19 protein-coding genes are annotated in these 20,911 nt (G+C 65.5%); 15 read left to right on the top strand and 4 right to left on the bottom strand.

Going from position 1 to position 20,911, the window contains the following annotated elements; all coding sequences use genetic code 11:
- Positions 1-4: 4 nt before the first annotated feature.
- Positions 5-1,060 (bottom strand): acyl-CoA dehydrogenase family protein, encoded by a 1,056-nt coding sequence (locus tag ACT535_RS16980; protein WP_476365318.1) that lies wholly within the window; start codon positions 1,058-1,060, stop codon positions 5-7.
- A 67-nt stretch (positions 1,061-1,127) separates the two neighbouring features.
- On the bottom strand, positions 1,128-2,048 hold the full coding sequence (locus tag ACT535_RS16975; RefSeq protein WP_476365317.1) for an NAD(P)-dependent oxidoreductase: 921 nt from the start codon (positions 2,046-2,048) through the stop codon (positions 1,128-1,130).
- A 434-nt stretch (positions 2,049-2,482) separates the two neighbouring features.
- On the opposite strand from ACT535_RS16975, the gene ACT535_RS16970 reads away from it, so the two are divergent.
- From ACT535_RS16970 to ACT535_RS16930, 9 genes are all read left to right on the top strand, one after another.
- Positions 2,483-3,781, top strand: coding sequence for an ABC transporter substrate-binding protein (locus ACT535_RS16970; protein ID WP_476365316.1), 1,299 nt, complete (start codon positions 2,483-2,485; stop codon positions 3,779-3,781).
- 87 nt (positions 3,782-3,868) lie between these two features.
- Positions 3,869-4,621, top strand: coding sequence for an ABC transporter ATP-binding protein (locus ACT535_RS16965; RefSeq protein WP_476365315.1), 753 nt, complete (start codon positions 3,869-3,871; stop codon positions 4,619-4,621).
- A 2-nt stretch (positions 4,622-4,623) separates the two neighbouring features.
- Positions 4,624-5,328 (top strand): ABC transporter ATP-binding protein, encoded by a 705-nt coding sequence (locus ACT535_RS16960; RefSeq protein ID WP_168459657.1) that lies wholly within the window; start codon positions 4,624-4,626, stop codon positions 5,326-5,328.
- Positions 5,329-5,331: 3 nt separating this feature from the next.
- Positions 5,332-6,204: a branched-chain amino acid ABC transporter permease gene (locus tag ACT535_RS16955; RefSeq protein ID WP_168459423.1), complete on the top strand. Its 873-nt coding sequence runs from the start codon at positions 5,332-5,334 to the stop codon at positions 6,202-6,204.
- A complete protein-coding gene (locus tag ACT535_RS16950; protein WP_210254552.1) occupies positions 6,201-7,223 on the top strand; it encodes a branched-chain amino acid ABC transporter permease in 1,023 nt (340 codons plus the stop codon). The genes ACT535_RS16955 and ACT535_RS16950 overlap by 4 nt, the downstream gene beginning before the upstream one ends.
- Positions 7,224-7,279: 56 nt before the next feature.
- Positions 7,280-8,521, top strand: coding sequence for a CaiB/BaiF CoA transferase family protein (locus ACT535_RS16945; RefSeq protein ID WP_476365314.1), 1,242 nt, complete (start codon positions 7,280-7,282; stop codon positions 8,519-8,521).
- A gap of 99 nt (positions 8,522-8,620) precedes the next feature.
- Positions 8,621-9,424: a helix-turn-helix domain-containing protein gene (locus ACT535_RS16940; RefSeq protein ID WP_168459425.1), complete on the top strand. Its 804-nt coding sequence runs from the start codon at positions 8,621-8,623 to the stop codon at positions 9,422-9,424.
- Positions 9,425-9,655: 231 nt separating this feature from the next.
- Positions 9,656-10,576 carry an alpha/beta fold hydrolase gene (locus ACT535_RS16935; RefSeq protein ID WP_476365313.1) on the top strand — a complete coding sequence of 307 codons (921 nt, stop codon included), beginning with the start codon at positions 9,656-9,658 and terminating at the stop codon, positions 10,574-10,576.
- A 179-nt stretch (positions 10,577-10,755) separates the two neighbouring features.
- The gene (locus ACT535_RS16930) at positions 10,756-11,682 is read left to right on the top strand and encodes a LysR family transcriptional regulator (protein ID WP_168459426.1); all 927 of its coding nucleotides are present in this window, start codon (positions 10,756-10,758) and stop codon (positions 11,680-11,682) included.
- A gap of 106 nt (positions 11,683-11,788) precedes the next feature.
- On the opposite strand, the gene ACT535_RS16925 is transcribed toward ACT535_RS16930, so the two are convergent.
- Entirely contained in the window at positions 11,789-12,382 is a 594-nt protein-coding gene (locus ACT535_RS16925; protein WP_476365312.1) for a thiamine pyrophosphate-dependent enzyme, read from the bottom strand.
- Positions 12,379-12,936 carry a thiamine pyrophosphate-binding protein gene (locus ACT535_RS16920; RefSeq protein ID WP_168459428.1) on the bottom strand — a complete coding sequence of 186 codons (558 nt, stop codon included), beginning with the start codon at positions 12,934-12,936 and terminating at the stop codon, positions 12,379-12,381. Before ACT535_RS16920 ends, ACT535_RS16925 begins: the two co-directional genes overlap by 4 nt.
- A 299-nt stretch (positions 12,937-13,235) precedes the next feature.
- Here ACT535_RS16920 and ACT535_RS16915 point away from each other — a divergent pair, with 299 nt between their 5' ends.
- The 6 genes from ACT535_RS16915 (at position 13,236) to ACT535_RS16890 (ending at position 20,909) form a co-directional block, all read left to right on the top strand.
- Complete coding sequence (locus ACT535_RS16915; protein ID WP_476365453.1) at positions 13,236-14,663, top strand: aldehyde dehydrogenase family protein; 1,428 nt, start codon at positions 13,236-13,238, stop codon at positions 14,661-14,663.
- Between the two features lie 76 nt (positions 14,664-14,739).
- Positions 14,740-15,636, top strand: coding sequence for an NAD(P)-binding domain-containing protein (locus ACT535_RS16910; protein WP_210254551.1), 897 nt, complete (start codon positions 14,740-14,742; stop codon positions 15,634-15,636).
- A 71-nt stretch (positions 15,637-15,707) separates the two neighbouring features.
- Complete coding sequence (locus tag ACT535_RS16905; RefSeq protein ID WP_476365311.1) at positions 15,708-16,940, top strand: ABC transporter substrate-binding protein; 1,233 nt, start codon at positions 15,708-15,710, stop codon at positions 16,938-16,940.
- A gap of 97 nt (positions 16,941-17,037) precedes the next feature.
- Positions 17,038-18,525, top strand: coding sequence for an aldehyde dehydrogenase (locus ACT535_RS16900; protein ID WP_476365310.1), 1,488 nt, complete (start codon positions 17,038-17,040; stop codon positions 18,523-18,525).
- A gap of 55 nt (positions 18,526-18,580) precedes the next feature.
- The gene (locus ACT535_RS16895; RefSeq protein ID WP_476365309.1) at positions 18,581-19,744 is read left to right on the top strand and encodes an acyl-CoA dehydrogenase family protein; all 1,164 of its coding nucleotides are present in this window, start codon (positions 18,581-18,583) and stop codon (positions 19,742-19,744) included.
- Between the two features lie 13 nt (positions 19,745-19,757).
- Positions 19,758-20,909 (top strand): CaiB/BaiF CoA transferase family protein, encoded by a 1,152-nt coding sequence (locus tag ACT535_RS16890; RefSeq protein WP_476365308.1) that lies wholly within the window; start codon positions 19,758-19,760, stop codon positions 20,907-20,909.
- The last annotated feature ends 2 nt before the right edge of the window (positions 20,910-20,911 follow it).

Here is a 20,911-nt window from a genome sequence, read left to right as displayed (position 1 = left end):
TTTGTCAGGCTGCGGTGAGGAAGGGCCAGAGGCCGTCCGCGCCATGGCGCAGCACTTCGGCGCCCAGCACGCGGCTCCATTCGGCCTCGTTGCCGAATTCGTCGCGCCAGGCCCAGAGCCGCTTGGTGTAGAAATGCAGCATGTGCTCGAAAGAGAAGCCCATGGCGCCGTGGAGTTGGTGAGCGATGCCAGCGGCAACGCCCGCGGCCTCGCCGGTCCGGATCTTGGCGCTGGCAATGTTGACCGGGCTCAGGTTGCCCGCCAGCGCATCGGCGGCCAGGTGCGCGGCGCCCCCGGCGGCAGCCACCTGCCCGGCGAGCACCGCCATGGACTGCTGGATGGCCTGGAACTTCGAGAGGGTGCGCCCGAACTGCACCCGCTCGCCCACATAGCCGGCTGTCATCTCCAGCACGCGGTCAAGAGCGCCCGCAAGGGCGAGGCTGCGCAACGCCGCGCCCATTAGCTTCAGCGCGTCCGGCGTGACAGCGCAGCGCGCCACGTGATTTTCCGGGAGCAGAATGTCGAACGCGAGAGTGTCACGCGGCTCGCCTGCGAGATTGACGCCGTGCGAGACGTCGGCGCCCTCGGTCGGCGCGACTGCGAGGAAGGTCTCGCCCGCGACGTCGGCGACCACAGCGACGGCGCCGGCAAAGCGCGCCCACGGCACGCGTTCGGCGGTCCCTTTCAGGCGCCACCCGTCTTCGACGCGCTGCAATACTGGGCCGAAGCCTTCACCAGCCGCGGCGAAGGTGAGCGGGCCCACCGGCACATCAATCCCGGCCCCCGCGATCAGCCGGCCCGCGAGCATGGTTTCGGCGAGGGGGAGAGGCGCCGCGTGATAGGCCGCAAGGCGCACGAGGTCGGCGGCGGCAACGCCGTCGAGCCCGACGCCGCCCGCATCCTCGGGAATCATGGCGAGCGTCAGGCCCGCTTCCTCCACTGCACGCCACAGTGCCGCGGGAAAGGTGCCCCCTTCAGCAGCAGCGAGCAGGGCATGGTCGATATGGTCGCGAAACAGGCGCGTAGCCGTCTCGGCGACGATCGCATTCACGTCGTCCATCGTCTTTTCCGTGCTTGTTCCGCTGCGGCCGCCAGACGTGGCGGCCGCAGCGCGAACCGGTGTCTGATCAGGCGGCCGAGGCCGGCGCCTTGAGGCGGGGCGGGGCGATGCCGGCCTGTTCGCACGCGTAGTCCAGCAGGGCGCTGAAATCCTTCGCGCCGTAGGGACCCTGACGGGCGGTGTCGTACGTCGCCTTAGCGGTGGCGCCCATGGGCAGGGTCAGGCCGAGTTCGCCGGCCGCCTCCATGGCGAGGCCGAGGTCCTTGTGGGCGAGCTCGATGGTGAAGCCGGGCGCGGTGTCGCCCAGGAGGGTCTTCGTGGCGAAATTCACCTGCATCTGGCCGTTGGTGGCGGTGGTGGAGCCGTTGACGCTCTTCACCGTCTCGAGCTCGAGGCCAAGCTTTTCGGCCAGCGTCAGCGCCTCGGCGGTGATCTGGGCAATGGACAGGATCTGGAAGTTGTTCACCACCTTGATGCGGATGCCGGTGCCCGGCCTGCCGCAGCGGATGATGGTGTCGCCCATGGCATCGAGCAGGGGCTTCACGGCGGAGAACACGGCCTCGTCGTCGCAACCGACCATGAACAGCGACTTGCCGGCGATGGCGTGGCTCGCGAGGCGCCCGACCGGGGTGTCGAGAAAGCGCACGCTGCGCGTCTTGCAGATCTCGATGAGCTGATCGGTGCCGCTCGGCGCGATGGTGCTCATGTCCATCAGGATGCCGCCGGGCTTCATGTTGTCGAGAACGCCGTCCGGGCCGGCGGCTACCTCAAGCACATGCTTGGTAGCCGGCAGCATGGTGATGACGATGTCGGCATCCTTTGCCGCCTCGGCGACGCTTGCCGCCGCCGTGCCACCCACGGCCACCACCCGGTCGAGGTTCGTCTGCGCGATGTCGAACACCGTCAGTGGCGTGCCCTTGCGGATGATGTTGCTCGCCATCGGACCACCCATGGCGCCGAGACCGATGAATGCAATCTTCAAAGCCACCTAACTCCTCCCTTAGACGATGCCGTGATTGATGCGGGGTGCTCTTTCCCGGGAAACGGGCTCTGCCCCCGGAAGCCGAATGCGCCAAGGGACATTGCAGCGCCGGGCCGGCTGTTCGCTTGCGATGCGTTCCTGAAGCTACGCGGGCAGCCCGAGCGCCCGTTGCCATTTCATCTGTTGAAATGATGTTACATTTACAGGCTAGCATCCTGCTGCCAGAATGCAAGCCAAGCCGATCAAAAAAGACGGCCATCAAAATAATGGATCAAATAAATGGGGAGCTTCGCGCCAATCGTTCGCTTCGTATCAATAATGCTGGACGTTTAAGCGAAATCATTTCTCCAAAATGACGGCTGAGTACGGCGTGTGAATGAGATTCATCTCATTCAATCGGCCAGTCTTGATGTGTCGAATACGTACCGAGGGAGGAGATAGTGATTCTCAAGAAAATGCCTGCGCTCGGACTGTGCGCTGCCGTGCTGTCGCTTGTTGCGCCGGGTGCGCACGCCCAAGACAAGGAAATCAAGGTCGGGGTGATCTATGATCAGACCGGGCCGTTCGCGGGTGGTGGATCGGTGAATGCTGCCATCGGCACCCAGATCGCAATCGATCTCATCAACGAGCGCGGCGGCATCGAGGGCTACAAGATCGTGCCCGTGAACGTGGATGCCCAGTCCAAGGCGGACGTGGCCATCAACGCGGCCGAACGTCTCCTGAACGAGGACAAGGTCAACCTCATCATGGGCGTCTATTCGAGCGCCGAGTGCGTGCCGATGGCCGCCAAGGTGGATAGCGCCAAAGGCTTCATGTGGGCCAACGTGTGCATCTCCTCCGCGGTGTTCAAGGATCGCAACCTCACGCGGGTGTTCCGCGCCCAGGTGCATTCCGACCAGTATGGCGAGGCTTCCTGCAAGTTCCTCGCTGAGCTTTCCAAGGAAAAGCTCGGGATCACCCCGAATGAGCTCAAGGTGGCCATCATCCACGAGGACGGCCCCTACGGCTCCGGCGTCGCCAAGGCCAATGCCGAGGTGTGTAAGGCACTCGGCATCAATGTGGTGCTCGATGAAGGCTATGCGGTCAGCGCCACCGACCTCTCCCCGCTCATCGCCAAGCTGCGCCGGGCCCGGCCCGACGTCATCCTGCACACCGGCTACAATCCGGACATCGCGCTGTTCCTGCGCCAGGCGAAGGAGCAGGGCCTGAAGTGGAAGGCGCTCATCGGCCACGGCGCCGGCTATGCCAACATCGACCGCATCCGCGAGACCGCTGGCAAGGACGTGGACTACGTGATGGACGTGGACCCGGTGGCCTCCCAGTTGCTCGATCCCAAGACGCTGGCTCCGGGCCTTGGCGACGTCATTGCCGAAGTGCAGAAGCGCTTCAAGGCAAAGACCGGCCAGGACTATGCGGAGACCAACGTGTGGATGGGCTTCAACCAGTCCTGGATCCTGTTCACCGATGTGATCCCGCGCGCCATCAAGAAGTACGGTGGCGTCGATCCCGAAGCGCTCCGCAAGGCGGCGCTCGACACAGACATCCCCGTGGGCGGCACCACCCAGGGCTATGGCGTGAAGTTCTTCCCGCCCGGCGCCTCCATGGCGGGCCAGAACGAGCGCTCCTTCCCGGTGGTGATCCAGCACAATCCCGGCGGCGCCAAAGTGGTGTGGCCGAAGGAAGTGCGCACCGCCGAGCCGGTCCTGCCCCTACCCAAGGGCCAGACCTACGCTCCTTGATCGCCTCGCGGCGCCACCCCAGCGGTGGCGCCGGCTTCTCCCGCACCGGCGGATCCATGCGCGCCCGTCGCGCCCTGGAGAAGGTTCATGCTGTCAGTCGAAGGGTTGAGCAAGGTCTTCGGCGGCTTCACAGCCGTCTCGGACGTCAGCTTCAAGGTGGATCGGGGCGAGATCCTGGGCCTGATCGGCCCCAATGGATCGGGTAAAAGCACCACGTTCAACTGCATCGCCGGGCACTATGTGCCGACGCGCGGCCGCATCGCGTTCGATGGGCGTGATATTACTGGCAAGCCTGCCAACGACATCTGCCATGCCGGGATCGGCCGCACCTTTCAGATCCCGCGACCATTCCACAAGCTGACGGTTCTGGAGAACGTGGCACTCGCCGCCTGGTTCGGCCAAAACCGCAAGGTCGACCGCACCACCTGCTGGCGGCAGGCGGCTGAGGCGCTCGAACTGGTCGGGCTTCCGCGCGACCCGCACGCGACCACCGAAGGCATGGGCGCGGCCGCGCTGAAGAAACTGGAGCTCGCGCGCGCGCTGGCCAGCCAGCCGACTCTGCTGCTCGCCGACGAGAGCCTCAATGGCCTCGACCCTGGCGAGATGCAGCAGGCAGCTGACATGCTTTCCATGATCCGGCGGGAGCGTGGAATCACCATCATCTGGGTGGAGCACATCATGGGCGTGCTGATGCGCGTCGTGGACCGCGTGGTGGTGCTGAACCACGGTGCGATCATCTATGACGGCAACCCCCACGGTGCCCAGGAAAATCCCGCCGTGATCGAGGTCTACCTGGGCCGCGAGGCGGTGAAGCACCAGAGCGGGGAGGCCCACCGGTGAGCATGCTCGAGCTTTCCGGCGTCTGCGCCGGCTATGGCGGCTTCCACGCCCTCAACGATGTGTCCATGGCGGTGGACGCGGGTGAATCGGTGGCGGTCATCGGCGCCAACGGTGCCGGCAAGACCACGCTCCTGCGCGTCATCTCCGGCATGCTGCCGGCGAGCGCAGGGCGCCTGACCATGAACGGCCAGGACCTGAGGGCATTGCCCTCCCACAAGGTGCTCGCCACCGGCATCGCCCACGTGCCGGAAAACCGCCATTTATTCCCGCGCCTCACCGTCGAGCAGAACCTGCGGCTCGGCGCCTTCCTGCCCGAGGCCCGCAAGCATTTCGCCGAGCGGCTGGAGTATGTCTATGGCCTGTTCCCGCGGCTGAAGGAACGGCGCAGCCAGTTCGCCGGCACCATGTCCGGTGGAGAGCAGCAATTGTGCGCCATCGGCCGCGCTTTGATGAGCAAGCCGAAGATCATTCTGCTCGACGAACCCTCCACAGGTCTTGCCCCAGTGGTGGTACAGCAGGTGTTCGATCTCGTGCGCAAGATTCGCGACGATGGCTATACCGTGTTGATCGTGGAGCAGAACGTCACGCAGGTGCTCCAGGTGGTGGACCGCGCCTATCTGCTCTCCGTGGGACGGGTGGAGACCAGCGGCCGGGCCGCCGACCTTCTCGCCTCGGAAGAGGTGCAGAAGGCCTACATGGGACTTTGAGCCATGACCTGTTCCCTCGACATCTTCTTCCTGGAGGCCGTGCTCAACGGCATTCTCCTTGCCGGCCTGCTGGCGCTCCTGTCCCTCGGCCTCAACCTCGTGTTCGGCGTCATCGACGTTGTCTGGATCTGCTACGCCGAACTCGTGATGGTGGGCATGTACGGCATCTATTTCGCCGTCACCTCCCTCGGCCTGCCGTTGCCGGCGGCGATGCTGATCGGCATCGTGCTTACCGCGTTCGCGGGCGTGCTGCTGCATGTGATCGTCATCCGGCCGCTGCTGGATGCGGCGCCCATCAACCAGCTTCTCGCGACCGGTGGCGTGCTGTTCCTACTCCAGGCGGCCGCGACGCTGGCTTTCGGCGTCGAATTCCGCAACGTGGGCGTTCAGCTCGGCTCCGCGTCGCTGGGCGACATGTATTTCTCCTGGGCGCGCATCATCACCTTCGTGGTGGCGCTCGTCACCATGCTCGGCCTGCGCGCCTTCCTGCGCCATACCTATCTCGGCCTCGCCATCCTGGCGCTCAGCCAGGATCGTCACGTAATGCCGCTGATGGGCGCTGATAGCCGCCGCCTCTATGCGGCGACCTCAGCGCTGGGCGGCGGGCTCGCGGGCCTCGGGGCGGCTCTGATGGTGCTGCAGTTCGACATCTATCCCCAGATCGGTCTGCAGTTCGGCCCGCTGATCTTCATGGTGTGCGTGCTCGGCGGCCTCGGCAACATGCTCGGCGGCTTCCTCGCCGCGCTGGTGATCGCGCAGTTCATCACCGTGGGCGGCTCGTGCTTCGCCACCGAGTGGGGCTACGCCATCGCTTTCCTGTTCTTCATCCTCATGATGTTCATCCGCCCGCAGGGCCTCATCGGAGCGCGCTCGTGACGAGGATAAACCCCGCCTACGCCGTCGGGCTCGTCGCGCTCCTCGCGCTGCCCTTTGGCATCCGCGCTGTCTTCCCCGGCAGCGAAAAATACTACCTGCATCTGGTCATCCAGATGCTGCTGTGGGCGCAGATCTATACCGGCTGGGCGCTGATGGGCCGCTTCGGACTGACCTCCCTCGGCCATGGGGCGTTCACCGGCATCGGCGCCTATGTCACTGTGATGCTCTGGAACTATGCCGGCCTGACGCCACTCGTGGGCATTCCGGTGGCCATCGTGGTGGCGGTCGCCCTGGCCCTGCTCATCGGCTATCCGAGCTTCCTGCAGCGCATCCGGGGGCATTATTTCGCGTTGTTGACGCTGGCCATGGTGGAGTTCGTCCGCCTGTGCATCGTGGGCCTGCGCGACTATACTGGCGGCTCCCTCGGCACCCAGCCAGCCCGCTACCATGATGGCTTGTCGCTCTACGCCGTGCAGTTCGAGGCTGACCGGATGATTGCCTATTTCGTGGCACTCGCGGTCTGGCTCGTGGGCATCATCGTATGGGTGCGGGTGGACCGTTCCATGGACCGGTACGCTCTGGAAGCCCTCGGTCAGGACGAGGAGGCCGCCGCCGCAGTGGGCATCGACGTGACGCGGGAGAAGCTGAAGATTACCGCGTTGTCGGCAGCCATGTGCGCCTTCGGCGGCGCGATTTTCGCGCAGTACCAGATGTATATCGGACCCGACACCATCGCCGGCTTCGGTATCTCTCTCAACATCGTCTTCGGCGTTGTGGCCGGCGGCATCGGCGTGATGCTCGGTCCGACGGTGGGGGCGGTGCTGACCCAGCTTCTCAGCGAGGGGCTGCGCATGTTCTTCCAGGGCTCCGCCACGCTCAACGCGCTGCTCGGCAGCCGGGCCTTGTCCCTCGACACGCTCATCTACGGCATCCTGCTGGTGCTGTTCATCATTCACATGCCCAAGGGCATCGTGGGAACCGCCATGGCCCGCTGGGCACGGCGCAGGGACAGGGCCTGAAGGGCAGGGCCTCTTCCAGGTCGCCTACCACCTACACGACATATCGCAGGGGCATTATGAGCCAAACCACCCCATCGGCACCCGGTGCCCTCGGCCATATCAAGGTGCTGGACTTGAGCCGGGTTCTCGCCGGCCCATGGGCCGCCCAGGTGCTGGGCGATCTCGGCGCCGAGGTGCTGAAGGTGGAGGCCCCCGGACAGGGCGACGACACCCGCACCTGGGGACCCCCTTTCCTGACGCAGGCCGATGGCAGCGCGGGCGATGCCGCCTATTTCTCCGCCTGCAACCGCAACAAGCGCTCGGTGACCATCGATTTCGCCAAGCCGGACGGCGCCGCGCTCGTGCGCCGACTGGCCGCCGAAGCCGATGTGGTGGTCGAGAACTTCAAGACCGGCGGCCTCGCCAAATACGGCCTCGACTATGCGAGTCTCAAGGCGGTCAATCCGCGTCTTGTCTATTGCTCCGTTACCGGCTTCGGCCAGACCGGGCCCTATGCGCACCGCGCTGGCTACGACTTCCTCATCCAGGGCATGGGGGGACTGATGAGCATCACCGGCCATCCGGACGGGGCCGAAGGCGGCGGACCCATGAAGGTTGGCGTCGCGGTGTGCGACCTGTTCACCGGCATGTATGCGGCGGTCGCCATCCTCGCGGCGCTGGCGCATCGCGACCGGACGGGGGAAGGGCAGCACATCGACTGCGCGCTGTTCGACAGCCAGGTCGCCATGCTGGCCAACCAGTCCGCCAACTGGCTGGCGGGCGGCATGGTGCCGGGCCGGCTCGGCAACAATCATCCCAATGTGGTGCCGTACCGCGTCTACCCCACCGCCGATGGCCACGTGATCGTCGCCTGCGGTAACGACAACCAGTTTCAGCGACTGTGCGCGGCCCTGGGCCGGCCCGAGGTCGCCGAGGACGAGCGCTTCCGCGCAAATGCCGGGCGAATCCGTAATCGCGAGGCTATCGATGCGCTCCTCACCGACCTCCTGTCGGCTCACACGCGCGGCGACGTGGTAACGCTGCTTGAGAAGGCAGGCGTGCCCTGCGGCCCCATCAATACCGTGCCCGACGTGTTCGCCGATCCTCACGCCCGCGCGCGGGGCGTCGAGGTCGAGATGAAGCGGGACGATGGCACGCGCATTCCGGTGGTGGCGTTCCCGGCGCGCCTCGGCGGCACGCCGGCCACCTATCGGCTCGCGCCGCCTCGCCTCGGGCAGGACACGGATGCGGCGCTGCAGGATTGGCTGGGCCTCGACACGGCCGGGGTGGCGGAACTGCGCCGCGCCGGCATCCTGTGATGCCGCTTCAGAGTTCCCTGAAATGAAATGCTGGCTCGCGTGTTGAAATAGCCTCTGAGAGCGGAGAGACTGGACGCCGCACTCTTTCGGAATGAGGTCATGCCTTCCTACAAGCCAGTGACAGCAGCGCTTCGTGTGTTGGATGTGCTCGCGGCGGTCAACCGCTTGGACAAGCGAGCGACCGTGGCCGAGATCCATCGCCGCACGGGTATCGACAAGGCTACCATCGTCCGCATGCTGCAGACCCTGGCCCACGGTGGATACCTGATCCGTGATCCCGATCAGACCATCTACCAGGTCACCGGCAAGGCGATGAGCCTCAGCACGGCGTTTGACCGCCACACGGTGGTCGGGACCATCCTGGCGCCGCTGATGGCGGAGTTCCGCCAGCGGATCGGCTGGCCGTCGGACGTAGCGCTGTTCGACGTGGACGCCATGCTGGTGGTGAAATCCTCGCGCCAGGGGGAGCCCTTCTCCTTCAATCGCGCACCCGGTTTCCGGGCACCCGTGCTCGGGACCAGCCTCGGGCTCGCCTATCTCGCCCATTGCCCGGCGTCGGAGCGGGACGCGATCCTGGAGCGGATTTCGAACGACACCGCGCCATGGTCGAAGATCACGCAGGATGTCGGGCGGCTTCACCGCCGCCTCGAAGAGATCCGTGCCCAGGGCTTCGCGACCATGGATGAGAACTATTCCCGGATTGAGTATGACGGGCGGATCGGCAGCGTCGGCGTGCCGATCATGAGCAACAGCAAGCTCTTCGCCTCCATGAACGTGATTTATCTGAACAACACCTTGCCGGCGGCAGCGGCCCGCGACGCGTTGGTGGCCCCCCTGCAGGACGTTGCGAGACGCATGGCTGGTGAGTTGGAGAAGACCGGCATCACCGCGATTACATTGTGAAGCTCTTAGGCAAGGGGGATTCGCCGCCCCCAACGGCGGTTCCATGTCTATCCGGCAACGCTGCGTCTCGGCGTGGGGGAGAATGCAATCGGACAAGTGGGGCCAGGGCATGAAACTGTTATGCGTTCGTCCACCCGTCGGGCGTGCCGGGTACCGATGGGACTGCGCCGGTCAAGACAAGCGTGGAGCGACCGCACTGCGAAGCCCCGCGACTGGGATCGGCCAAGCGCTATGACCATGCCGCCCGCCCTCAAGGAGGTCGACGCCGGCGTGCTCCGAGTCGGTTACTGGGAGTCCGGGGCGCCGCAAGGATGGCCCGTCGTTCTGCTTCACGGCTTCCCCTACGATTCCCACGCCTATGATGCGGTCGTCCCGATCCTGGCGGCTGGAGGCGCACGTGTCATCGTGCCTTACCTGCGGGGCTTCGGTCCCACCACGTTCCTGTCGGCCGACGCGCTGCGATCGGGACAGCAGGCCGCTCTCGGCGCCGACCTTAAGGCGCTGCTCGATTCCCTCAAGATCGAGAGGGCCTTTCTCGCCGGATTTGACTGGGGCGGCCGTGCCGCGTGCGTCGCCTCCGCGCTCTGGCCGAACAGGGTCGCAGGGCTTGTTACGCAGAACGGCTACGCCATCCAGGACATTGCGTCGGCGGCTGCTCCGGCGACGCCGGAGGCGGAGCTTCGCCTTTGGTATCAGTATTATTTCCATGGCGAGCGTGGACGGGCAGGCCTTGCGGGCAGCCGCCGTGAGTTCTGCAGGCTCTTATGGACGCTGTGGTCTCCCGCGTGGCGATTTGATGAGGATGCCTACCAGGCCAGCGCCGCCGCCTTCGACAATCCCGATTTTGTGGATGTGGCGATCCATTCCTATCGCCACCGCTTCGGCCTGGTCGGTGGCGATCCCGCCTACGAGGAACTGGAGCAGCGGCTCGCCAGCCAGCCCCCGATTGAAGTGGCAGCCATTTCGCTCGACGGCGGAACGGACGGTGTGAGGCCTCCCGACCCTCCCGAACAGCATGCGCGCCATTTCACCGGCTTTCATGAGCATCGCCTGATCCCGTGGGCGGGACACAACCTGCCCCAGGAAGCGCCCGGTGAGTTTGCGGCTGCGATACTCTGCCTGCGCCGGCAAACCACAGAGAAACGCTCCTGATGCCGCTTTCGTAGGACTTTCATTTCCATCCCATCGAAAACCGCGAAGGCGGCGTGCCCACGTCTATCGTGCGCCTTTGAGCGGGCGCATTCGCGGGCGTTGCCGCACGCCGCCACACTTGGCGCGCCCCGCGCAGGCTGTAAAGTCAGCCGCTCAATGTGATCGGGTTGGGTCAGGGTATGGATTTTCGCCAACTGCGTACGTTCAAAGTGGTGGCTGAACTCGGCAGTCTCAGCAAGGCAGCGGACCGGCTGCGCATTGCCCAGCCGGCTCTGAGCCGGCAGATCAAGCTGCTCGAGCACGAGCTGCGCACTGAATTGTTCGTCCGCAATGGGCGCGGGATGATCCTCACCGATATCGGCCGCATGCTCCTCGAGCGGACTGCAGGGCTGGTGCGGCAGATGGAGCAGGTGCGCGACGACATCCAGTCCGTAGGCGGCGCACCGGCCGGTCGCGTGGTGATGGGTCTTGTGCCGACCGTAAGCACCGTGATCGCAGCGCGCTTCGCCCGGCGCGTAGTCACCGAGCTGCCGGATATCTCCCTGCGTCTTGTGGAGAGCTACGGGGGTCATCTCGTAGACTGGCTGCACCGTGGCGAGATCGACCTCGCCGTGGTCTACGGACCTGCAGTGGACCTGCATCTGACGGTAGAGACCATCGGCCGCGACGAGATGGTGGTGGTGGGGCCGAGGGGCTCGGGCCTTGCCGCGATGAAGCAGGTAGATCTCGACTGGCTGGTAGAACAGAAGCTGATCCTGCCGAGCTATACTCATGGGCTACGGGCGCTCATCGAAAAAGCGCTGGCGCGCAAGGGGCTCTCGCTCCATGTGGTGATCGAGGCGGATTCCTACCGGGTGCAGACGAGCCTTGTGGAGGAGGGGCTGGGTTACAGCGTGCTGCCGCCATCCGCGATCCGCGACGAGGTGCTGGCGGGCCGGCTGGAGACGGCGCCCATCGCCAAGCCCGGCGTGACGCGCGAACTGGTGCTTGCCTCGCCCATCGACCGGCCACCGTCCATCGCCATGGCGAAGATGTCTTCGCTCATCATCGAGGAGTTCCAAAGCCTCGTCTCCGAAGGTCTCTGGTCGATCCAGATGAAGCCCTGACCGTGACCGTGCCAACGCTGGGCTTCTTGGGGCGCGGGTCAGCCGAAGTCTTGCTTGGGCGGTGCCCAGGCGGCGGGGCGGGTGGGTCTTCCCCGCCCCGCGCGCATCAGGTGACGGCGAAGCCGAGGTCCGCACGGAAGCGGTTCTTGACGAATACACCATCGCGCGGTGGCAGGGCGCGCTCGGGATTGCCCGGCGCGATGCGCAGACGCAAGAAGCGCGGGCCGGCGGTTAGGCTCTGGAGACCGGCCCGGCTGGCGCGCACCCCGGCGATATCGTGCACCGTCTCGACAGCGGGAAAGCCGGCACTCTTCGCGATGGCCGCAAGATCGACGCCAAGGCCGGCATGGCTCGGCTGCATGCCGGTCTCGCCGAAATGCCCGTTGTCCAGCACCACAATCGAGAGGTTCGGGGGGCGCTTCACCGCAATGGTCAGGAGACCGCCGATGCCCATGAGCTGCTCGCCATCGCCGGTGAGCACGCAGACCGGCCGGTCGGGTCGCGCGAGAGCAAGGCCGAGGCCTACCATGCCGGCCCCCCCCATGGCGCCCCACAGATAGAAGTTGCCGTCGTTGTCACCCGCCGCGAAAGCGTCGTAGCTGGGCGAGCCGAGGCCCGTGACGACCAGCAGGGGGCCGCGCTCGGCAAAGAGCTCGCGGACGGCTTCGCGCCGGTCCATCTGGCCGAGATCCGTGGTCATTTGCTTTCCTCCACCCACTTCTTGCGGCCGATCATCCGCTGCGAAATCAGCACCGCGACCCGCTGGTCGCCATCGAAGGCCAGCGCGGTCGCTGCGGAAACCACGTCCGCGGCCTCTTCGGGGGCCTCGATTCGAAGCACGGTCACGCCCATCAGCTCCAGCGAGGCCGCTGTGGCGCGCCCCATGGGCACCTGCCATGGGTTGAACTCCGCCCACTCGCCGCGCATGGTCACGAGCGTGAGCAGCGGAAAGCGGCACATCTCCATGAGCGAGAGCATGTTGATGCAGTTTCCGACACCGCTCGACTGCATCGCCAGAACCGAGCGATCCCCGCCGAGCCAGGCTCCGGCGCACAATGCGATGCCTTCCTCCTCAGTCGTGAGCACGGTTGCCTGCATGTCCGGGTCGGCATGAGCGAGAGTGATGAGGCGCGAATGGCCAGCGTCCGGCACGTAGCAGAGCTGGCGCACCTTAGCGGACTTGAGCGTGCCGAAGATGTCCCCCGGCCAATCGATTACTTTTTCGACGCCCTTTTCGTAGGCGGCCACATTCATGACGAACCTCGTTCTGTGGGAGCTTGTTTGCTCTTCCGTGACGATCCGTAGCTCATCGTGTCCGGCAAGGGTGTTCTCATCTCCTTCAAGCTGCCATGCCGTTCTTTTATAGGCAGCGGCATTCCGGCGGCCTTCTATAAAAAACAGCGATAGCGGAATTGCGCAGCGGTGAATTCCGCGCGCCTGTCCTTGCACCTAACGTCCCATTCCGAAAGACGGCCCGGATGACGCCGGAGCCGGGACTGGGACGTCGCATTGCCGAACGCGCCGGTTGGCGCCGCAAGGAGGTCATCGACCGCATGGAGCTCTATCGCAACCTGATCGGCGGAGAGTGGGTGGCGGGCACCGACGTGATCCGCAACATCAACCCCTCCGACACCAATGACGTGGTGGGGGAATATGCCGTCGCGAGCGCGCAGGACGTGGCGGCCGCCTTTGCCGCTGCTCGCGTCGCCGGCAAGGCCTGGGGCGTGGCCACGACTCAGGCGCGCGCCGACGCATTGTTCAAGATCGCCGGCGAGTTGCTCGACCGGCGCGAAGAACTCGGCACCCTGCTCGCCCGCGAGGAGGGCAAGACGCGCGCCGAGGGAATCGGCGAGGTGATGCGCGCCGCCCAGGTGTTCCGCTTTTTCGCCGGCGAGACCGTGCGTTACGGCGGCGAGAAGGTTGCCTCGGTGCGGCCGGGCGTCGATGTGGACATCTCCCGCGAGCCGGTGGGGGTCATCGGGCTCATCACGCCGTGGAACTTCCCCATCGCCATTCCGGCATGGAAGATCGCGCCGGCACTGGCCTTCGGCAACGCGGTGGTGCTGAAGCCCTCCGAGATCACCCCCGGGAGCGCCTGGGCGCTGGCCGACGTCATCCATCGCTCGGGTGTGCTGCCCGGGGTCTTCAGCCTCGTGATGGGGACGGGGCCGGAGACCGGGCGCGCCATCATCGCGCATGCGGACGCAGTGAGCTTCACCGGGTCGGCCACCACCGGCGCCGCCATCGTCCAGGCCGCCGCCCCCCGGCTCATCCGCGTGCAGGCGGAGATGGGCGGCAAGAACCCATTGGTGGTTCTGGACGACGCGGACCTGTCCACGGCCGTCAACTGCGCGGTAGACGGTTCCTTCTTTCAGACCGGCCAGCGGTGCACGGCGTCGAGCCGCATCATCGTCACGCAGGAGATTCACGATCGTTTCGTGGACGCGGTGGCGGACCGGCTCGCAAGCATCGTGGTCGGACACGCTCTGGAGGCGGGCACGCAGGTGGGCCCGGTCATCGATCAGCGCCAGCTCGACAAGGATCTTTCCTACATCGACATCGGCGAGAGCGAGGGCGCGAGGAAGAAGGTCGCCGGTCAGCGGCTGAACCGCGACACGCCCGGTTTCTATTTGTCGCCCACCCTCTTCACCGAGACGACCAACACGATGCGGATTAACCGCGAGGAGATTTTCGGCCCTGTTGCGAGCGTGATCCGCGTGAAAGATTACGAGGAGGCGCTCCATGTGGCGAACGACACCGCCTATGGCCTCTCCGCTGGCATCGTCACGACTTCGCAGAAGCACGCGAAGCACTTCCAGGCCCATGTCGAATCCGGCCTCACCATGGTCAATCTGCCCACGGCCGGCCTCGACTATCACGTGCCTTTCGGTGGCCGAAAGGGGTCAAGCTATGGCCCGCGTGAGCAGGGCCGTTACGCAGTGGAATTCTACACCGAGGTGAAGACGTCTTACGTGGGCTGAGCGATCAGGTGAGTAAACAGCTCGCGCCATGAAGATTATGGCGGCAGCAACAAGAAGGTCGGGAGGATCGAACAATATGACGATCGGCTTTATCGGGCTTGGCCGGATGGGGCGGCCCATGGCGTCCAACCTGTGCCGCAAGGGCTTTCACCTCGTCGTCAACGACGTCAATACCCAGGCGGTGAAGGAACTGGAGCTTCTACAGGCGGCAAGTGCCGCCACGGTAGCCGAGGTGGCGCAGCGCTCCGAAATCATCGTCACCATGCTGCCGAACGGAGCCATCGTCCGCGACGTGGTGGCCGGACCAGGCGGCATCATAGACCATGCGCCGGAGGGCGCGCTCATCCTCGACATGAGCACCATCGATCCCGAGACCACCGACGCTCTCGGCGCGCGGGCAAAGGCGAAGGGACTTGCCTTCGTCGACGCCCCGGTGGGACGCCTAGCAAGTCATGCCGATCGGGGCGAGAGCCTGTTCATGGTGGGCGCCGAGGCGAACGACTTCGAACGGGTGAAGCCGCTTCTGGAGGCGATGGGCACCACCATCTACCATTGCGGCGGAGTTGGCGCGGGCACCCGCACCAAGCTGGTGAACAACTTCCTCGCCGTGGCATCGTGCCAGTTCAATGCGGAGGCGCTCGCTTTGTCCCAGCGCTTCGGTCTCGACCTCGCCCGTACCCTGGACGTGCTCTACGGCACCACGGCGGTCAACGGGCAGCTCAAGATCGCGTGGCCCGACAAGGTGCTCGCCGGCGACGTGGCGCCGGGCTTCACCATCGACCTTGCCCACAAGGACCTCACCCTCATCCTGGAGGCGGCCCACGCGGCCAAGGTGCCCATGCCCATGGCGGCGGCGGCCCACGAGGCCTTCAGCACGGCCCGCGCCCGCGGCTTCGGGGGGCAGGATTTCTCCGCCATGGTGGATGCCCTGTGCGATCTCGCGGGCATCGAGAAGCCGCGCCTCAAGCGCTGAAGGACCGATCCCGGCGGGTTTCCCCCGCCGGCTCGCATCAAAAAAACAAGACGAATCCTGGGAGGAAAATCATGACCGTGTCGCGTCGCACCTTCATGCAAGGTGCCGCCGGGCTTGCGCTCGGCACCGCATTGTCCGGCGGCCCGGTGCTGGCGGAGGCACCGACCATCAAGATCGGCGTGCTGGCGGACTTCTCCGGCATCTACAACGATCTGCTTGGCATGGGCGGGGTTGGCTGTGCCCGGCAGGCGGTGGCCGACTTCAATCCGCAGGGCAAGGGCTTCAACGTCGAAGTGCTTTATGCGGATCACCTAAACAAAGCGGACGTGGGCGCCAACCTTGTGCGAAAGTGGTACGATTCCGACGGCGTCGACATGGTGATCGCCGGGCCGAATTCGGCAGTGGGTCTCGCAGCCTCCTTCGTTACCCGCGAGAAGGACAAGGTGTGCGCGGGGGTCGCCGTCACCACCACGGACTTCACCGGGAAGCAGTGCACGCCCAATTCCATCAACTGGACCTACGACGCCTACATGCTTTCCAAGGCTGTGGCGCTGGAGACGGTGCGCAACGGCGGCAAGCGCTGGTATTTCCTGACAACGGATAATGCCTTCGGCCAGTCGCTGCAGTCGGAGACCACGGCCTTCGTGGAGCAGGGCGGCGGCAAGGTTCTGGGCAGTTCCAAGTGCCCGCTGGGCAACAACGACTTTTCCGCCATGCTGCTGGCAGCTCAGGCCAGCGGGGCCGACGTGCTCGGCTTGGCCCTGGGTGGCAACGATCTGCCGAACTGCATCAAACAGGCGGACGACTTCGGCCTGCGCGATAAGATGAAGATGGCCGCGCTCGTGATGTTTTTGAACGACATCCACGCGGCGGGTCTGCCCGTGATGCAAAAGCTGCTTTTCACAAACAGCTTCTATTGGGAAGCCAATGACCGCACCCGCGCCTTCACCAAGCGTGTTCTTCCGGTGATGAACGGCGCCTATCCCGGCATGACCCATGCTGGCTGCTACGGTGTGACCATGCATTATCTGAAGGCCGTGGCGGCGATGGGCGTGCAGAAGGCCAAGGCAAGCGGTGCCGCCGCTGTGGCCCAGATGAAGAAGATGCCCACCGACGACGATGCCTTCGGCCCCGGTCGCATCCGGGAGGATGGGCGCGCGGTGCTCCCGGCCTATCTGCTCCAGGTGAAGACGCCGGCCCAGAGCAAGGCGCCGTGGGACTATTGCGACGTCGTCTCCACGATGCCGGCCGAAGAGACGGTGAAGCCGCTCGATCAGGTCGGCTGCCCCCTCGTGAAGACTTGATCCCTCACCTCTGGGCGCCTGCGGCCTGTCGGCGGCAGGCGCCCCGGCTTTTTTTGAGCGCACGCGCTTACGACGTCCTGAAAATCGAGCCCCGCGCATGTCGAATCTCGCCCGCTTTCTCAATACCGTCGACGGTCAGCCTCGCGAAAGCCTCACCGGCCGATGGCTTGCCTCCCTTGATCCCTTCACGGGCAAGGCCTGGGCCGAGGTGCCGCAGTGCGGTTCCGATGATGCCGCGGCGGCGGTGGAGGCCGCGCACCGCGCCTTTACCCGAGGCGCCTGGGCAAGCCTCACCGCCACCGCCCGAGGCAAGCTGCTGCGCCGCCTTGCCGACCTCATCGCGCGCGACGCGGAGAAGCTGGCCGAGATCGAAGTGAAGGACAACGGCAAGCTTCTCGCCGAGATGGCCGCGCAACTGCGCTACGTGCCCGAGTGGTTCCATTATTTCGGCGGGCTTGCCGACAAGATCGAAGGCGGCGTGATCCCTTCGGACAAGGCCGACATGTTCACCTACACGCGGCGCGAGCCCCTTGGCGTGGTGGTGGCTATCACACCATGGAACTCGCCGCTGCTGCTGCTCACCTGGAAGCTTGCGCCCGCGCTGGCGGCCGGCAACACGGTGGTGATCAAGCCGTCCGAGTTTACCTCGTGCTCGACCCTGGCACTCATGGATTTGGTGAAGGAGGCGGGCTTTCCCGACGGCGTCGTCAACACGGTGACGGGTTATGGCGCCGAGGTCGGATCCGCCTTGGTCGAGCATCCGCTCGTCGCCAAGGTGGCCTTCACCGGCGGCGACGCCACCGGCGCCGCCGTCTATGCTCAGGCCGCGCGGCACATCAAGCACGTAACGCTGGAGCTGGGCGGGAAGTCGCCGAACATCATCTTCGACGACGCCAACATGGAAGACGCTGTGAAAGGTGCCATCTCCGGCATTTTCGCCGCCTCCGGCCAAACCTGCATCGCCGGCTCGCGTCTCCTGGTGCAGCGCTCGGTCTATGATGAGGTGTCGCAACGCGTCGTGGCCTTCGCTGCCACCGCACGCCTCGGCAACCCCATGGAGCGCACGACCCAGGTCGGGCCCATCACAACCCAGTCCCAGCGCGACAAGGTGCTTGGCTATATCGACATCGCGAAGGGCGAGGGCGCGCGCTGCCTGCTCGGCGGCGGCACACCCAAGGATCCTGCGCTTGCTGGCGGCTGGTTCGTGGAACCGACCATCTTTGGCGATGTCTCGAACACCATGCGCATCGCGCGGGAAGAGGTGTTCGGTCCAGTGCTTTCCATCATCCCGTTCGAGGATGAGGATGAGGCCGTGGAGATCGCCAACGATACCATCTTCGGCCTCGCTTCCGGCGTGTGGACGAAGGACATGCGGCGCGCCTTCAAGATGGCCGAGCGCATCCGCTCGGGCACGGTGTGGGTGAACACCTACCGGGCCGTGAGTTTCCTCGCCCCGTTCGGCGGTTACAAGAAGAGTGGTATCGGTCGCGAGAGCGGGCAGGCAGCTATCGACGAGTATCTTCAGACGAAGTGCGTCTGGATCAACCTCGCCGAAGGCATTCCCGACCCGTTCATCATCCGTTGACGCGTGGGGACAGGCTTGCGCAGCCTGGTGGCGCAAAGGGCAGGATCAAGACAGCATGAAGACCGTCGGTAGCGACCAGTTTCAGGATATCCGGGACGCGGTGCGCGCTCTGTGCGCAGATTTCCCTGCGGAGTATCACCGCAAGGTGGACGAGGCGCGCGGCTACCCGGAAGACTTCGTCGATGCCCTCACCAAAGCCGGCTGGATGGCGGCTCTGATACCGGAGGAATACGGGGGTTCTGGCCTCGGCCTCACGGAAGCCTCCGTCATCATGGAGGAGATCAACCGCGCGGGTGGCAATTCCGGTGCCTGCCATGGCCAGATGTACAACATGAACACGCTGGTGCGGCACGGGTCGGAGGAGCAGCGCCGCAGATATCTACCGAAGATCGCCACTGGTGAGCTGCGGTTGCAGTCCATGGGCGTCACGGAGCCGACCACCGGCACCGACACCACGAAGATCAAGACTACAGCGGTCAGGGACGGCGACCGTTACGTCATCAACGGGCAGAAAGTCTGGATCTCCCGCGTGCAGCATTCCGATCTGATGATCCTGCTCGCTCGCACGACGCCGCTCGACCAGGTGCGCAAGAAATCCGAGGGCCTCTCCATCTTCATTGTCGACATCAAGGAGGCGATGAAGAGCGGGATGAGCGTGCGCCCCATCCTCAACATGGTGAACCACGAGACCAACGAACTATTCTTCGACAATCTGGAGATCCCGGTCGAAAACCTGATCGGCGAGGAAGGTCAGGGCTTCAAATATATCCTCACCGGTCTCAATGCCGAGCGCACGCTCATCGCCGCGGAGTGTATCGGCGATGGCTACTGGTTCATCGACAAGGTCTCAGCCTATGCCAAGGAGCGGGTCGTGTTCGGCCGTCCCATCGGCCAGAACCAAGGCGTGCAGTTTCCCATCGCGGAAGCCTTCATCGAGGTGGAGGCCGCGAACCTGATGCGGTTCGAGGCCTGCCGGCTCTATGATGCCCACCTGCCATGCGGGAGCGAGGCCAACATGGCGAAATATCTCGCTGCGAAGGCCTCCTGGGAGGCGGCCAACGCGTGCATCCAGTTCCATGGCGGTTTCGGTTTCGCCTGCGAATATGACGTGGAGCGCAAGTTCCGAGAAACGCGGCTCTACCAAGTGGCGCCGATCTCCACCAATCTCATCCTGAGTTATGTGGCCGAGCACGTGCTCGGGCTACCCCGCTCGTTCTGAGGAGGGAATGGCGATGCCTGAGGCTCCCCGCCTTCCACTGGACGGCCTGCTGGTCGTCGCCATCGAGCAGGCGGTGGCCGCGCCCTTCTGCACAGCGCGTCTCGCCGATGCCGGGGCTCGCGTCATCAAGATCGAGCGCCCCGAGGGCGACTTCGCCCGCGGCTACGACGACGTGGCCAACGGACAGTCGAGCTATTTCGTATGGCTCAACCGGGGCAAGGAAAGCATCGCCCTCGACCTTTCCCGACCCGAGGGCAGGGCCGCGCTCGCCGCCCTCGTCGACGAGGCGGACGTGCTGGTGCAGAACCTGAAGCCCGGAGCGCTGGAGCGCCTCGGCTTCGGCCGGGAAGAGTTGCGCAGGGCGCATCCGCGCCTCGTCGTCTGCTCCATCTCAGGGTATGGCGACGACGGCCCGCTGGCCGAGCGAAAGGCATACGATCTCCTCGTGCAAGCGGAGAGCGGCCTTGCCTCCATCACCGGGGGGCCGGAGGGACCGGCGCGGGTGGGCATCTCGGTGGTGGACATTGCCACCGGCGCCACCGCCTATGCCGCCATCCTGGAGGCGCTGCTGGCGCGTGCCGCGACGGGGGAGGGAGCTGACATCCGCGTCTCCATGTTCGACGTGATGGCCGACTGGCTCACCGTGCCGCTGCTCCAGCACGAGGGGGGCAAAAGCCCGCGCCGGGTCGGCCTCGCCCACCCCTCCATCGCGCCCTATGGCGTCTTTTCCACCGGCGATGGGCGCCAGATGCTCATCTCGATCCAGAGCGACCGCGAATGGGCAGCGCTGGCGCGCGTCTTCCTCGGCGATGCCGCCCTCGCCACGGATCCGCGCTTCGCCACCAACGTCGCACGTTGCGCCAACAGGGCGGCGACCGACGCGGCGGTGGCCGGAGCCTTCGCCGCGCTCGACGCCACGGCCGCGGTCGAACGGCTCGCCGAGGCCGACGTCGCCTTCGCCTTCATCAACGACATGGCCGGCCTGTCCGCCCATCCCCACCTGCGCCGCATCACCGTGGAGACGCCGGCCGGGCCGGTTTCGATGCCGGCCCCGGCAGCGGAATTCAAAGGGGCGCCGCGCAGGTTCGGGGCCGTGCCGGCCATCGGCGACCATGGGGGGCTGCCCGAGAGCGTCGAAGGCGCACCGAGGGAGGAACTGCCATGACG

The sequence above is a fragment of the Xanthobacter sp. DMC12 genome (assembly GCF_056314105.1).
This window is presented reverse-complemented; position numbering and strand designations above follow the sequence as displayed.